This is a genomic window from Kroppenstedtia sanguinis (assembly GCF_050433445.1).
GTDB classification, from domain to species: domain Bacteria; phylum Bacillota; class Bacilli; order Thermoactinomycetales; family DSM-45169; genus Kroppenstedtia; species Kroppenstedtia sanguinis.
Window position 1 is genome coordinate 38,988 of the sequence record NZ_JBNPXF010000003.1, and the last position, 15,237, is coordinate 54,224.

Annotated in this window: 12 protein-coding genes; 11 read left to right on the plus strand and 1 reads right to left on the minus strand. The window is 54.1% G+C overall.

Annotation, left to right across the window (positions count from 1 at the left end; all coding sequences use genetic code 11):
• From fmt to JOD24_RS02805, 6 genes are all read left to right on the plus strand, one after another.
• Entirely contained in the window at positions 1 to 945 is a 945-nt protein-coding gene (gene fmt / locus JOD24_RS02780; protein ID WP_429246288.1) for a methionyl-tRNA formyltransferase, read from the plus strand.
• Positions 945 to 2,306: a 16S rRNA (cytosine(967)-C(5))-methyltransferase RsmB gene (gene rsmB, locus JOD24_RS02785; protein ID WP_429246339.1), complete on the plus strand. Its 1,362-nt coding sequence runs from the start codon at positions 945 to 947 to the stop codon at positions 2,304 to 2,306. The genes fmt and rsmB overlap by 1 nt, the downstream gene beginning before the upstream one ends.
• Positions 2,307 to 2,605: 299 nt before the next feature.
• Positions 2,606 to 3,403 carry a GAF domain-containing protein gene (locus JOD24_RS02790; protein ID WP_429246289.1) on the plus strand — a complete coding sequence of 266 codons (798 nt, stop codon included), beginning with the start codon at positions 2,606 to 2,608 and terminating at the stop codon, positions 3,401 to 3,403.
• A gap of 113 nt (positions 3,404 to 3,516) precedes the next feature.
• Positions 3,517 to 5,094, plus strand: coding sequence for a spore germination protein (locus JOD24_RS02795; RefSeq protein ID WP_429246340.1), 1,578 nt, complete (start codon positions 3,517 to 3,519; stop codon positions 5,092 to 5,094).
• Positions 5,091 to 6,248 (plus strand): GerAB/ArcD/ProY family transporter, encoded by a 1,158-nt coding sequence (locus JOD24_RS02800; RefSeq protein WP_429246290.1) that lies wholly within the window; start codon positions 5,091 to 5,093, stop codon positions 6,246 to 6,248. The genes JOD24_RS02795 and JOD24_RS02800 overlap by 4 nt, the downstream gene beginning before the upstream one ends.
• Positions 6,229 to 7,368 (plus strand): Ger(x)C family spore germination protein, encoded by a 1,140-nt coding sequence (locus JOD24_RS02805; RefSeq protein ID WP_429246291.1) that lies wholly within the window; start codon positions 6,229 to 6,231, stop codon positions 7,366 to 7,368. Before JOD24_RS02800 ends, JOD24_RS02805 begins: the two co-directional genes overlap by 20 nt.
• 207 nt (positions 7,369 to 7,575) lie before the next feature.
• Here the strand turns inward: JOD24_RS02805 and JOD24_RS02810 are convergent, their stop codons facing one another.
• Positions 7,576 to 8,949 carry an FMN-binding glutamate synthase family protein gene (locus JOD24_RS02810; protein WP_380163900.1) on the minus strand — a complete coding sequence of 458 codons (1,374 nt, stop codon included), beginning with the start codon at positions 8,947 to 8,949 and terminating at the stop codon, positions 7,576 to 7,578.
• Between the two features lie 121 nt (positions 8,950 to 9,070).
• Between JOD24_RS02810 and JOD24_RS02815 the strand changes: the two genes are divergently transcribed.
• The 5 genes from JOD24_RS02815 to rsgA all read left to right on the plus strand — a co-directional run bounded on the left by JOD24_RS02815 (position 9,071) and on the right by rsgA (position 15,236).
• On the plus strand, positions 9,071 to 10,459 hold the full coding sequence (locus JOD24_RS02815) for an FMN-binding glutamate synthase family protein (RefSeq protein ID WP_429246292.1): 1,389 nt from the start codon (positions 9,071 to 9,073) through the stop codon (positions 10,457 to 10,459).
• 238 nt (positions 10,460 to 10,697) lie between these two features.
• Positions 10,698 to 11,750, plus strand: coding sequence for a dual-specificity RNA methyltransferase RlmN (gene rlmN / locus JOD24_RS02820; RefSeq protein WP_429246293.1), 1,053 nt, complete (start codon positions 10,698 to 10,700; stop codon positions 11,748 to 11,750).
• A gap of 50 nt (positions 11,751 to 11,800) precedes the next feature.
• Positions 11,801 to 12,553 (plus strand): Stp1/IreP family PP2C-type Ser/Thr phosphatase, encoded by a 753-nt coding sequence (locus tag JOD24_RS02825; RefSeq protein ID WP_380163894.1) that lies wholly within the window; start codon positions 11,801 to 11,803, stop codon positions 12,551 to 12,553.
• A gap of 30 nt (positions 12,554 to 12,583) precedes the next feature.
• Positions 12,584 to 14,233, plus strand: a complete 1,650-nt coding sequence (gene pknB / locus JOD24_RS02830; protein WP_429246341.1) for a Stk1 family PASTA domain-containing Ser/Thr kinase — start codon at positions 12,584 to 12,586, stop codon at positions 14,231 to 14,233.
• A gap of 127 nt (positions 14,234 to 14,360) precedes the next feature.
• Complete coding sequence (rsgA, locus tag JOD24_RS02835) at positions 14,361 to 15,236, plus strand: ribosome small subunit-dependent GTPase A (RefSeq protein ID WP_380163890.1); 876 nt, start codon at positions 14,361 to 14,363, stop codon at positions 15,234 to 15,236.
• The last annotated feature ends 1 nt before the right edge of the window (position 15,237 follow it).

A 15,237-nucleotide genomic window follows, 5' to 3' on the forward strand; every position in this document is an offset into this window, starting at 1 on the left:
ATGACGAGTGACATACGGATTGTGTTTATGGGTACACCGGATTTTTCCGTCCCCTCTTTGCAAACCTTGGTTGCAGAGGGGGCCCGGGTGGTAGGGGTCGTTACCCAACCGGACCGCCCCCAAGGGAGAAAACGAGAGCTTACTCCGCCCCCGGTGAAGGTGGCGGCGAGCGAACTGGGCCTGCCGGTGTTTCAACCGGAGCGCTTGCGGAATCCGGAAAATGTTCGCCAATTGTTAGCGTGGGAGCCGGACTTGATCGTAACGGCGGCCTATGGTCAGATTCTGCCTCGGGAGATCCTGGAGGCTCCTGGTTACGGTTGTATCAATGTGCACGCCTCCCTGTTGCCCAAGTACCGGGGGGGAGCACCGATCCATCACGCTCTGATTCAGGGGGAGAAGGAAACCGGGGTGACGATCATGTATATGGTGGAAGCCCTTGATGCTGGTGACATGTTGACCCGGCGTTCTATCCCCATCCAAGCAGAGGATGACGTGGGCACCCTCCATGACAAACTGGCTCAGGTGGGGGCAGAGCTGTTGGCAGAAACGGTTCCGGCCTTGGTGGAGGGAAAAGTGAAACCGGTATCCCAGGATGACAGTCAGGCCACGTATGCCCCTAATATTCGGCGTGAGGATGAGCGAATCGATTGGAGTCGCAGTGCTTTGCAACTGGTGAATCAGATCCGGGGCTTGCGACCCTGGCCCGTAGCTTTCACTCTCTGGAAGGGAGAACCGCTGAAGATCTGGCGAGCGGAGCCGGCTTCCGTAAGGGAAACTGCAGCTCCAGGAACGGTGTTGTCCCAGACGCAAGAGGGTGTGTTGGTTGCTACGGGAGAGGGCGGAGCGCTTCGCATTCTGGAACTTCAGCCAGCGGGCAAACGCCGCATGACGGCAGCGGAATTTTCCCGAGGTCGTCAGATGGAGCCGGGGGAAATTTTAGGGTGATGAAGAGATCAGATGCTGCTAGAGACGTGGCCTTAGATGTCCTGATCGCCGTGGAGGAGAAGGGAGCCTACAGTAATCTGCTTTTGAATGAGCGGTTGAATCGAAGCACGCTTTCTCCACGGGACCGGGGGCTAGCCACGGAACTGGTGTATGGGACGTTACAGCGGAAAAATACTTTGGATGGGATATTAAATCAGTTGGTGAGAAAAGGGGTGGACTCCCTGGACCCCTGGGTGCGTCACCTGCTCCGGCTGGGTATCTATCAACTCCGGTTTTTAGACAGGGTTCCGCCCCGAGCTGCTGTCCATGAGACCGTGGAGATTGCTAAAGCACGGGGCCATCGGGGAATTCCGGGCTTGGTGAATGGGGTGTTGCGTTCCTATCTGCGACGCCAAGGGGAATGGGAGTTGCCTGATTCACCGGAAAACGTGACCGATCTGGCTTGGGTTACTTCTCATCCGGAGTGGTTGGTGCGCCGATTGGTGGAGGTCTACGGACTGAAGACCGCCGAAAGCGTGCTGAAAGCCAATAATTGCCCGCCGAGGCTGTCTGTCCGAGTAAACCCCCTGCAGGGAGATCGTGAGAAGGTGGCCCGCCTATTACAGGAAGAGGACCCCCGATTACAAATCGAAGTTTCCCCACTCTCGAAACAGGGGCTGACTCTGACAGGAGGCAATCCTGCCTCTGGCCGTCTGTTTCGGGAGGGGTGGTTTACCGTCCAGGATGAAAGCTCGATGCTGGTGGGCGAGCTCCTCGCACCCCAACCTGGGGAGCGGGTGCTCGATGGGTGTGCCGCCCCAGGTGGGAAGACAGGACATCTGGCTGAACGAATGGAAAACCGAGGCACTCTGCTGGCTTGCGATGTCCACCCTCACAAGGTGAAATTGATCAAAAACCAGGTGCACCGATTGGGTTTGTCCATAGTAGAAGTACGACAGGCGGATTTGCGGGAGTTACCGGAGATAGAGGAAGTTCAGTTTGATCGGGTGTTACTGGATGCTCCCTGTTCCGGTTGGGGAGTGATTCGCCGGAAACCGGATATCAAATGGTCCAAGAACCTGCAGGAGGTGGACAGCCTCCGTCAGCTCCAGGCCCAGTTGCTGGAAGCTGCGGCCCAGTTGGTGGCTCCTGGTGGAACCTTAGTTTACAGTACTTGTACCCTGGAACCGCAAGAGAACTGGGAACAGGTGACCGCTTTTCTCAGGAAACATCCCCATTTCCAAGGGGACTCCACCTTGGTGGACATGCTGCCCGCCCCCGTGCGGGAAAAAGCGCTGATCGGGGACGGATGGGTGCAGATCCTGCCCCATCATTTTGGGAGTGACGGATTTTTTATCGCACGGATGATCAAGGAGAAATAAAAGAGATCAGGGTTGCCGATGAACCGGAAGACGGGTGGTGGCAGGGAGTGTGCCGTCCCGGTACGACCGGGAGCGTAGCGAAACCTAGTGAGACTTGGGCGTGTCTGGTAATTCAAGTTTCCGAAGGAATGTGAGACACGTTGTGAGAACAAGAGAGGGAGGGTGGGGTTTCACATGGAGTGACTTTGGCTCGTAAGAACTTTGGCACGAAATGTGAAACCCAAGCCCGACCGCCTTCAAAGGCAGTAAATCACAACACTTCTAAAACAGGAAAAGATACGGGATAAAAAGGGAGAAGCGTGGAACGGGTCAACCGGAATATATACAAAGCGGTGATTCCTTCCATGGATATGGACTTTGTTTTGAAAATTATCATTGACAAGCCTTGGTTGGCCTATACTTTGCTCGGGTTTGCTACTCTTCTGGGAGGGATCATTCTATGGAGAGCCAAAAACGGAGACTCGGTTTCTGTTTTTGGCTTGAACCTGCAATCCAACTCCCGATTGATGGAATTGGAGAAAAAGGTTCGCTCCCTCGATGAAGATAGCAAACAGAAAACCTATGTCATCCAATCGATCAGCACCCTAGCGAGGGAAATCTCTCTGATCCTGTCCCAGCCGAACCAGGATTTCGGGGAGCACCGAAAGTATGTATACAACTATTTATTGTCCTCCCTTATGGCCGCGATGTCGGTGAATAAGGGGAACAATCCCAAGGTCTGCATTTTCACCGATGCGGGGGACGGCACCTTGAAAGTGCATGAAGCGGCGGCTCACAGTCCAGACGGGATGCGAAAATTGCGGCTATCCATCGCCGATTCCGCCGCCGGTTACACCTTCCAGACCGGGGAGCCCTTCTTTTCCGGGGAAATCCATACGCCGGGCAGCCGCTTTAAGATTCATCCCAAGGCGCAAAACACCTACCACTCTTTGATCTGTGTCCCGATCTCGATCGGGGATAAAGTTCTGGGCGTCCTCAGTGTGACCGGGGATGAAGAGCGTTCCTACACGGAAGATGAGAAAATGTTTCTGCTCGCCTTTGCCAATGTATTGTCCCCTCTGTTGCATCTGGAACTGTCCCGAAAAACGAAAGAGTGATGCCAACCGAGACCCGGGGTGACCCCGTCGGGTCTTTTTTGTTTGGGCATATGGATTTCTATGGAATAAAAGGTATAATTTTCGGATGTCGGGGGAGTTTAACGGTTGTGGTGATGCACATGCGAAAAGGTTGGCAACGCCGGAAAAGCCTGAAAAAACAACAACAACTGGAGGAGCGGTCCCAAGAGAAGCTGAATCAGAAATTAGATGAGGCTCCTATTTTCCCTGATGTGAAGAAAAACGCGGAATTTATCAAGAATCTCCTAGGGGACAGTACCGATCTGATCACGCGATGGTTCACCATCCAATACACCCCGGATCGACGGGCGGTGGTGATGTGCATCGATGGGCTGGTGGATAAAAAAACGATAGATCAATCGGTTCTCCGCCCGTTGATGATCAAAGGGGAAGAGATCCGGACCAAGGAAGATCTGTGGAAGATTGCCTATGAGAGTCTGGTTCAGTCGGAGGAAGTCAAAAAAGTCTCCCAGCTCAAGGAGATGGTCGGCTCCCTGCTGTCCGGGGATGCCATCCTGTTTGTGGACGGTTACAGCGAAGGGCTGGTGATCGGTGTCAAAGGATGGCCGCAACGGGGGGTGGAAGAGCCCCGGGCGGAATCCGTGGTCCGGGGATCCCGGGAAGGCATGACCGAAACCCTGCGTGTCAATACCGCCATGATTCGCCGGCGTCTCCGGGATCCGGATCTTCGGTTGAAAGATTACAAGATCGGAAAGCGGACCAAAACCGGCGTCGCCTTGTTGTATATCGAAGGAATCGCCGATGATGCGGTGGTCAGGGAAGTGGAGCGGCGACTGTTGGAGATCGATATCGACTCGGTGCTGGAGAGCGGGTATATCGAAGAGATGATCGAGGATTTCACATGGTCGCCCTTTCCCCAGATTCAAAACACGGAGCGTCCCGACTCCGTGGTGGGCCATCTCCTGGAGGGGAAAGTGTGCATCCTGACCGACGGCACTCCCCACGCTCTGATCGCACCGGCGGTGTTCACCCAGTTCTACATCAGCCCGGAGGATTATTTTGATCGTTTTATGATCGCCACCTTTCTTCGTCTGTTGCGGGCGGCTGCTTTTTTGATCGCTCTGTTATTGCCCACACTCTATATCTCTTTCGTCTCCTTCCATCCGGAGATGATCCCGCCCCGCTTGGCTATCGCGCTGGCGGCGGGGAGATCCACGGTTCCTTTTCCCTCGATTGTGGAGGCGATGACGATGGAGTTGAGCGTGGAGATATTGCGGGAAGCCAGTATCCGCCTTCCCGGCCCCATCGGTCCCACCATCGGGATCGTCGGCGCGCTGGTGATCGGGGACGCCGCGGTGACAGCGGGGGTTGTGTCGCCACTGATGGTGATCGTGGTCGGGTTGACCACCATCAGCTCCTATGCCAACCCCAGTTACAATGCGGCGATCTCGTTGCGATTGCTGCGCTTTCCCCTAATGATCCTGGGTGCCCTTTTCGGTTTGTACGGAGTGGTGGTCGGGCTGTTACTAATGTTGGCCCATCTGGTGAAGCTTCGCTCCTTCGGCGTCCCCTATATGGCTCCCATTGCGCCTTTGCGCTGGAAGGACTTGAAAGACACCCTGATTCGGGTTCCCTGGCGGTGGATGGACAGACGTCCCACATTTTTTCGTCCGGAGGATCACCAACGGGAAGAGGGAGGAAATTCGCCATGAACCGAAACCAACAGCAACTGAATCAATCGATTTCCCTCTACCAAGGATACGCACTGGTCATGTCCACGCTGATCGGGGTGGGGGTTCTCCAGTTCCAACGGGGCATTGTTCAAGAGGCGGGACCCAACGGAGTGTGGACGATATTGATCGGCGGATTGACCCCACTGGCGGAGGCGGGGCTGATCACCCTGTTGATGAAGCGTTTTCCCGGTAAAAATATTGTTCAACTCACCCGTGATCTGTTGGGAACGGACAAAAATCCCCGCTTAGGAACCTGGTTGAGCCTTCCCTTCCTGGGGGCTTTAAGCATTTTTTGGCTGGTGGCGACGGCGATCGTAGCCCGCACCTTTGGCGAGGTGCTGATCAGTGCGATCTTGCCGAGGACCCCGATGGATGTGATCATTGGAAGCTTGATTATCTCCGCCACTATTGTAGTAGCGCAACGGCCACAGGTCATCGCCCGTTTCTGTGAATTTTGTTTGCCGATTCTTTTTTTACCAAGCCTCATCATCCTCCTAACCCTGGTTCAGGGGATGGAGTTGGAAAATTTTCTGCCGCTGTTTGAACTGGATGGGAAGCAGTTGCTCCACAGTGTGTTAACCTCCTCCTTCCCTTTTGCCGGGGCCAGCGTCTTATATATCTTCATGGGTTACTATCAGCAGCCGAAACAGGCGCTGAAGCCCCATCTGCTGGCGGTGTTCACCGTGATTATCGGATATTGGGTGACGATGGCCACAGCGATCGGGGTATTTGGACCTCATGAGCTGACCACGCTGATGTGGCCCACCATGGACCTGGTCAAGCAGGCGGAGGTGCCGGGGCAGCTCTTGTCCCGATTGGAATCTCTCATCCTGTCGATTTGGGTGGTGGCGGTGTTCACCACGATGATGACCGTGTTTGGTGCCTTTGTGGACCTGGGTGTCACCCTGTTCAATCTGAAGGAGCGCCACCACAAATGGCTGGCCTGGGGGACGGCTCCCATCCTCTATGGTTTGGCCCTCTGGCCTTCCGATCTGCAGCAGTTGTTCAAGTGGGCGGATCGGGGAGGGTTGTATGGATTTATTACCTCCTTCTCAGTGGCGCTGATTCTGTTGGGAATCGCCTGGTTCCGGGGAAGAAAGGGGAGTAAATCTGATGTATCCTCCTCTGCGTAACCTTCTTTTCTGTCTGTTGTCGGTCAGCCTGTTGGGCGGATGTTGGGACGCTCGGGAGATTGAGGAGCGCACCTCGGTTATTGCCCTTGGTTTTGATAAACATCCCGCAGGCTATGAGATTTCAGTTCAGGTGCCCATCCCTCTTAAAATCGTCGGTTCCGGAGGCGGAGGCGGAGGCGAGAGCGGTCAGAATGCGGTTCATGTCTTCAAGGGTACGGGAAAAACTGTCTCTGATACACTGGATGATATTCAAAATCAGACGAACCAACGGCTGTTTTACGGACAAACCCGATTGCTTATAATTGGCGAGGAGGTGGCCAAGGAGGGGATTGGCAGAGTGGTGGACGGTTTGAAGCGACACCCGGAAGTCCGGCGTCACCAGTGGCCTTTGGTGGTGAAGGGAAAGGCCAAAGACGCCATGAAAGCCAACCCCAAACTGGAACAGATCCCCATGGAATATATCGTTACGTTGGTGGAAAATGGTGTTCGGATAGGCAAGTATAATGACGAAGATTTTGGAAAGACACTGATCAACTTGTCCAGTCCGGCCAAACATCCAGTGATGAATTTTATAGAAATCAGTCCGCAGCTGATCGAATGGAAGGGGTTGGCTGTTTTTAATAAGGGGAAAATGGCGGGGCGCCTGTCCCGTGAAGAGAGCGAGCCGATGTTGCGTCTGCGGAACAAAGAGAAGGGAGAGACCGTCAACGTTCCCTGCGGAGGAAAAAAAAGTGATCTAAAAGTCGTGTTCCGGGCCAAGGAAATGAGTCGGAAGATCCAGGTGAAACAGCGGGAAGGACGCCTCCCCGAGATCCATGTTCACATCAAAATGAAAGGGGACATCATTGAAAAAACCTGTGCCAAATATGATTTGAGTCAACCGGGCATTTACAAAAAAATGAATCGGTGGGTAGCCGACAGATACGAACTGACGACCCGGAAAACCATCCGAAAAATGCAGAAAGAACTCAAGGTGGATGCTTTTCATTTTGGAAACATGATTCGGGCCCACCATCCAGATCTGTGGAAAAAATTGGATTGGAATCGTGATTTTCCCAACGTTCCGATCCGGGCCACCTATGAGGTGCAAATCCGCCGCACTGGATTGGAATTCAAGTAAAAAGCATACAAAAAAGCGAAGGCCTAGACTAGGCCCTTCGCTTTTTTATTCTAGTGCCCCCTCAGAGAACATTGTGTGGAAAATCACAGAAAGGTAAGGATGGTGGGGATTTGATTCGCCTTTGCGCTCTTTGCAAGAGATCGGGGCCGCCCCACCATCCTGCCTCCGCCTTGCTGAAAAACAAGATCAAAGTTGTCTTAAGGAGCACTAGATCATGGGAACCCGGGCCATGGCTGCGGAGACCGGATCCCGGGCGGCGAGATCGGATCGATTTACATCCTGCAACCGGTTCTTTCCCAGAGCGATTGCTGCCAATTTCATTTCCGCCACGGAGGATCGGAGATAGAGAGCCACAGATTTGGCTCCTTCCTCTACATCCAACTTTTCTTTCAGGTCTCCATCGTACAAGACAAACTGAGTGGGAGGTTCCCAGGGAAGGGCTTTTTGACTCCCTTGGTCATGACTGGCCGCGAAGACGACCGCCGATCCGAGAGCTACTGCATCGGCTCCCATGGCCAAAGCTTTCAGGTAATCTCCTGGAGTTTTGAGCCCTCCGGAGATGATAAGGCTGATCTGATCCTTTTTCCCTTTTTTTTCGAGGTAATCGGCAGCCCGGGCCAACCCCATAATCGCAGGCAAACCGAATTCATCCTGCAAAATGGGGGGAGTTCCTTTGGTTCCTGCCTGGGCTCCGTCCAGAGTGATAAAATCGACGCCGGCGGCCACAGCGATCTCCAGGTCTTGTTCGACGCGCCCGGGGATCAATTTCATACCGATGGGGACCCCACCTGTACATCGACGCAAGCGGTCGATGAGTTTTTTCCAATCCTGTTTACGATGGATGCCCGGCATGCGGCTAAGGATTTCCGCTGTGTCATCCGGCTGCAGTCCCATCAATTCCATCGCTCGTCCCTTGAGATGAGAGGCGGGCACTTGACTGGGGGTTCCAGCAGAGGCCCCCTGTCCGATGTGAACTTCGATCATATCCGCCTGCTTCAGAATTTCGGGATCTTTGGCCCATTTCGCTCGGCTGTATTGGAGGATCAGTTTGTCGGCGTATTTTCGTTCTTCCGGCAGGAAGGGGCCTTCTCCTCCATTGGTGGCGGTTCCCGCCTGGGTGGCACCTTTGGCTAATGCCAATTTTAGCTGTTCGCTGACGCCGATTCCGAAGGCCATGCCGCTGACCATCAGCGGGATTTCCAATTCCAAGGGTTTTTTGGCACAAGGGCCGATCACGGTGCGGGTCTCAATGGCCTGACCTTCCGAGGTGGGTAATCGATCTAACTGACAGGGAAGAAAGGTTAATTTTTGAAAATCGGGCATCTTTTTCGGACTTCCCAGGGGACGTTTCACCATGACTCCCTCTTGAGCCCGCATACTGTTTTCGATCAGGGTCTGGGGAGAGATATGACGGGTAAGGATGACCATTTCCCACAGATTATTGGGAAAAGGATCGGTTTCAATCACGGCTACTGCCTTTCTAAAAAGCCTTTTGATCAGTGGCCGGGCGCAGATGGCTATCCCTGCAATAAAGAGAAGGAGGGCAGCAAGAGCCCCGCTGAAGGATGGGATCCACCCCATGGCTGACACCTCTTTTTTCGAGTGATGTCCTTAAGGTTCCCAAAGATAGAATGGGTAAGTCATGATTCAATCGACTGGGGGCCATAATATACCGGGAAAGGGATCGAGAGGAGGTGCCCAGTTGAATCATTTTTGGCAGGGGTTTGCGGTAACATTGCCAGCTGTGATCCTCATGGCGATTCTGACAGTTCTTTTGGCCCGGAACGTCATCAAATGGATTTTTGGGTCGGTTCTTCGCTTGATCCTGACGGAGACCTATTCCAGGAATTTGATGGAGATCTTCTCCTCTGGGAGACGATATCACACGCAAAATATCGTGGAAATGGCGCTTCGATCGGAAACGGATCAAGCGATTCAGCGTTCGCTGGGAACGCCCTATCCCGAAAAAGGATGGGATCGGGTGATGTTTTTGCCAGCGCAGCTGGCGGTGATGCCCACCAAAGAACATGTGAAAATCGACACCCGGACGGTGATCGGTCCCCGTGCTCCGCACCCTTTGAAGCTGGAGATTCCATTGTTAGTGGGTGGACTGGGACCGGGACCGACTTTGAGCAAGCCAATGAAGAAAGCGCTTGCCAAAGGAACCCGGGCGGTGGGTACGGCAACCCATACCGGGGAGGAACCCCTGACGGAAGCCGAGGGGAAAGAGGCGGACAAGGTGGTAGTTCAATACGGACGGGGGGACTGGACGCAACCACCGAAAACGTTGGAACAGGGCGATATGATCGAGATTGTGGCTGGAAGCGGGGCCACATCGGGGACTCCCTTTACCATCCCGAAGCTACCGGGAAACATGCGACAATTGTTTGGACTTCAACCGGGGGAGGCTTTGAAAATCCATTCCCGGGTGCCTGGAGTCAGTCAGTCCGAAGATTGGTCGGAGCTGGTGACCCGGTTGCGGGAGGTGGGCAAGGGAGTTCCAGTGGGAATCAAACTAATTCCCTCCCGGATCGAAGACGATTTGGCCCAGGCCCTGGATGCTGGAGTGGATTTTATCACCATCGACGGGATGGGCAGCGGGGTCCGGGAGTCGGCTCCAATCCTGCAGGATGATTTCGGCTTGCCGACGATTCGTGGATTGGTCCGGGCAGTTCGTTACCTGGAGAAACATTTTGCCCGACATCGGGTGAGCCTCATCGTCTCTGGAGGGCTCTCCACCCCTGGAGATTATCTGAAAGCGCTGGCTTTGGGTGCTGATGCAGTGGCACTGGATCTTCCGGTGGTGATGGGAGCGGTGCATACGCAAATCACCCAGGTGTTGCCTTGGGAGCCACCCTCGGGACTGATCTGGTATGATGGCAAATTTACTGACCGACTGGATGTGGACCAGGCAGCAGAAAGTGTGGCCAATCTGTTTAAATCTTCTGTGGAGGAGATGAAGTTGGCCACGATCGCCCTGGGAAAAAAAGCGTTGAAGGAGGTCAACCGAGAGGATTTGACGGCGCTGGATCCACTGGCGCAGGAGATGACGGGTTTGCCCTTGGCTTATGAGGAGGACCCCCGGTTATGAGGAGAAGGGATGTCCGGAGCGGCATCCTTCTTTTTTTAAAGAAGGTTTACAAGACAAAAGTTTTTTTCCGTTGGATAAACAGGTATAATCGGGGGTGAAGGGCCAAAATCAGCCAAAATGGTTACTCCACCCCAAAAAGGGGGATTTACAACGCAATCTCTTTTCTTTCCGGCTTGGTATTGATATAATGAGGAAAGTTTTGAGGAATGATTTGACTTTATAACAGGAGTTCTATCCAATGCAACTAAACGCCTATGACTGGTCCTATGCGGATTGGAAAAAATGGATGAAAGGGGTGGGAGAACCTGCCTTCCGGACCGACCAAGTGATGGATTGGCTGTATGTGAAGCGGGTTCCTTCCTTTGCCGACATGACCAATCTCTCCCGTGGGTTGCGAGAGCGGTTGGAGCGGGATTTCCTATTGAAACCTTTGGAAACGCTCACGGCTCAGGAGTCTGCCGACGGGACGATCAAGTTTTTGTTTCAACTGGTTGACGGCCATGCGATCGAAACGGTGATCATGCGGCATAACTATGGCAACAGTGTCTGTGTTACCACCCAGGTGGGATGCCGAGTCGGATGTACATTTTGTGCCTCCACTTTGGGTGGGCTGAAAAGGGATTTAAAGGCTGGAGAAGTGGTGGCCCAAGTGGTTGAAGCCCAACGTTACCTGGATCGATGGGGGGAGCGTGTTCATTCTGTTGTGATGATGGGCATTGGTGAACCTTTTGAGAACTACGATGCCTCCGTGCAATTTATGCGGGTGATTCAGGATGAAAAGGGTTTGAACCTCGGTCAACGTCGGATCACGGTTTCCACTAGTGGAATCGTGCCTTCGATTTACCGCTTCGCCGAGGAAGGTTTGCAAGTGGGGTTGGCGATCTCTCTCCATGCACCGAATCAGGCGCTGAGAAAGAAGCTGATGCCGGTCAGTTATCGCTATCCCTTGGAAGAGTTGTTGGCAGCCTGCCGCTACTATGTAAAGAAAACCGGACGTCGGCTCACTTACGAATACGCTCTGATCGGTGGGAAGAATGATGCTCCGGAACAGGCTCATGAACTGGGGAAACTCCTGGAAGGGAGTGGTTCGCTGATCAATCTGATCCCAGTGAACTATGTTCCCGAGCGGAACTACACTCGGACCCCCAGGAACCGGATTTTCAAGTTTCGGGATATTCTTCAATCCTACGACCTGAACACGACTATACGCCGGGAGCATGGCAGCGACATCGAAGCGGCCTGCGGGCAACTGCGGGCCCAACATCTAGGGTTGGAACAACAGACGGTCTGACCTAGTCGCATCGTGTGAATTGGAATTGAACAGGGAAAGGAGTCACCGGTATGGAAAAGGCATGGCTTACCCACGAAGGACGGGTGCGGGAGCACAATGAAGACAGTGTGGGCCTTTTTCAGTCCGACCACGGGGTTCCCGTGGCCGTTCTCGCTGACGGCATGGGCGGGCACCAGGCCGGTGAGGTGGCCAGCCGCACGGCAGTTCAGGTGATCCAGCGGGAGCTGGGCGGTCTCACTCCCGGAATGGGGACTGAAGAGCGGCGGGAATGGATGTTGAAGGCAGTGACGGCAGCCAATCGCGAAATCTATGAAATGGCCAGCCGAAACAAAAGTTACAAGGGAATGGGAACGACGGTGATCGCAGCCGTTCCGAGAAAGAAGGAAGTGACTCTGGCCCATGTGGGGGACAGCCGTGCCTATCTCCTGCATGAAGATGGCCTCTATCAACTGACAGAGGATCACTCTCTGGTCAACGTGCTGAAAAAGCACGGCGGGATCACAGAGGAGGAGGCCAAAGTCCATCCCCAGCGAAATGTGATCATGCGTTCCGTAGGAACCAATGAAGAGGTGGAGACGGACCTGATCGTCACTCCCTGGTACCAAGGGGATACGCTCTTGATCTGCTCCGACGGGCTGTGTGATATGGTGCCCGTCGATGTGATCGGAACCATTCTCACCTCTTCCCTTCCTCTCCGCGAGCAGGCGAACCGCCTGGTGGAGAGTGCCTTGGAAGCTGGAGGAAAGGATAATATCTCCGTGATTCTGTTAAAAAACGATAACCGTATAAATAAAAGTGACTGAGATAGAGATGGAGAGCGAGGTGAGATGACAGTGGAAGGCAGAAAATTAGGCGGCCGCTATGAAGTGATCAGCCGGATTGGCGGTGGGGGTATGGCGGTGGTGTACAAAGCGCGGGATGTGCTCTTGAATCGCCATGTGGCTATCAAAGTGCTCAACGAGTCCCTCAGCAACGATGCGGAATTTGTGAAACGCTTCAGCCGGGAAGCGCAGGCCGCTGCTAGTCTGTCCCATCCCAATGTGGTCAATGTGTATGACGTGGGTCAGGAAAACTATACTCACTATATTGTCATGGAGCTGGTGGAAGGGCCCACTTTGAAAGAATACATTCAACAGTACAGCCCTCTGACACCGGAAGAGATTGTGTCCATTGCATCTCAGATCTGTGATGCCTTGGCCCATGCCCATGAAAACCAAATTGTCCACCGGGATGTCAAACCCCACAATATCCTGCTGGGGTATAACGGCCGAGCTAAAGTGACCGATTTCGGGATCGCTCGGGCGTCGACTTCTTCCACGATCACCCAGGCGGGCTCCGTGATGGGGTCGGTTCATTACTTCTCTCCGGAGCAAGCCCGGGGCGGGTTGATCGGTCATAAATCGGACATTTATTCACTGGGTGTGGTCCTGTATGAGATGGTAACCGGACGTCTTCCCTTTGATGGGGACTCCGCCATCAGTATTGCCATGAAACATCTACAGGATTCAGCGGAAGATCCTGCAGAGTTGAATCCCGATGTGCCCCCGGAAATTCACCGGATCATCCGCAAGGCGATGGAGAAGGAGCCAGACCAACGGTTTGAGACAGCCCTGGAGATGAAACAGGAGCTGGATGCGGTTTTCCGTTATGATCGGATGGAGGAGCAGCGGCTTCGAACGGATCGCCATGAACCTGCTGCAGCCAAGCCCTACGCCGCCGCCGGAGCCGCCTCCTCCGAAAAAGGGAAAGGTGACTCACAGACGACACCCACCCAGGTGGGCGATCAAACGATGGCCAACCTGGAACGGCTCCGTAATGTCCCGGCGGACAAGAACAAAACGGTGCTGGAACGGACGGTCGTCTGGCTGGAGAACGCACAAGCCAACATGCCCTGGTGGCAGAAGATTCTCTTTGGATTGTTCACCTTGATCGTCATCGGAGCCTTGGCTATTTTCGCCTTTGACCAGGTGATGGGCTGGATGGGCAAAGGTAATGAGGAAGTTCAAGGAGAACAGAAAAAGGAAACTACTCCTGTGGAAGTGGCAAAGGTGATCGGGATGGGTGCCGATGAGGCGGAGGCCAAATTGAAGAAGTTGGGGTTTCGAGTGAAAGTGGAAACCGGGGACACTACTCATTTCGGAGCGGAGTACGACACGGGGAAAATCTATAAACAGTCTCCTGACGCAGGGGAAAAAGCCGTTCCCAAGGAGACGGAAGTGGTCCTGAACAAGAACCCGGAGATGTTTAAGGTGCCGGATGTCAGCGGGGTCTGGCAAACTCGAATTGAGGGACAGTGGGCACAAGAACACGGCTATACTCCAAAACTAACCTTTCATGGAGGATCGGGGTATACAAGGGGACAAGGAATCACGTCCCGGCCCAAAGCCGGGCAATATTGCCCCAAGGGGGGCACGTTGCATGTGTGGATCCAGACAGCGGGCCAAAACAACCCACCTCCCGAGCCCAAAGAAATCTATCCGTGAATGAAGGGTACACTTGCAAAAGATTGCAATCATCTCTGGTTGATGACAACCCAATATTTAGATCATAATGAGAACGAGGCGACTGCCTCGTTTCCTTTGTGTTCAGGACCTAAAAAGGAGGGAAGCTATGGCGGAGGGGCGAATTGTGCGAGCTGTCAGCGGATTTTATTATGTGCGGTCTCCTGAAGGAGATGTACAGTGTCGAGCCCGGGGAGTCTTTAAAAAGAAGAAAGAATCTCCCTTGGTGGGAGACTGGGTGACCTATGAGGAGACGGATCCCATGGAAGGGGTGGTGACTCGGATCCACCCGCGGTCGACGGAGCTGTTGCGGCCTCCAGTCGCCAATGTGGAGCAGGCGGTGGTGGTGGGTTCCCTGGGGCAACCTGAGTTTCAGCCGGAACTGCTGGATCGATTTCTGGTCCATGCAGAGCGAGAAGGGCTGGCGGTGCTGATTCTGCTCACCAAGCGGGATCTGCTGGAAGATGAGGCAGAGGTGGAGCGAATCCAGTCTATATACACACCGGCAGGATATAGGGTGCTCCCCACCAGCGTCCGCACCGGAGAGGGGATCGAAGCGGTAAAAGAGGCCTTGCGGGATCAATTGTCTGTCTTTGCCGGCCCCTCGGGGGCGGGGAAATCCTCCCTCCTGAATGCGGTGTTGCCCGCGGCGGATTTGCAAACCGGGGAAGTGAGCAAAAAACGGGGCCGCGGCCGCCACACCACTCGCCATGTGGAGATACTCGACCTTCCTGGCGGAGGACAGGTGGCGGATACCCCTGGTTTCAGTCAGCTCTCCTTCGGAGGGATCGAGGCGACGGAGCTGGGAGCTTGTTTCCCAGATTTGACTGCAAGGGCTCCCGACTGCCGCTTTCGGGGTTGTCTCCATAAGAATGAACCCGGCTGTCGGGTGAAGGAAGCGGTGGAAGAGAAGGAGATTGACGAGCGCCGTTATCGGAACTATCTACAGTTCCTGGAGGAAATCAACGAGCAACGGAGGTATTGAA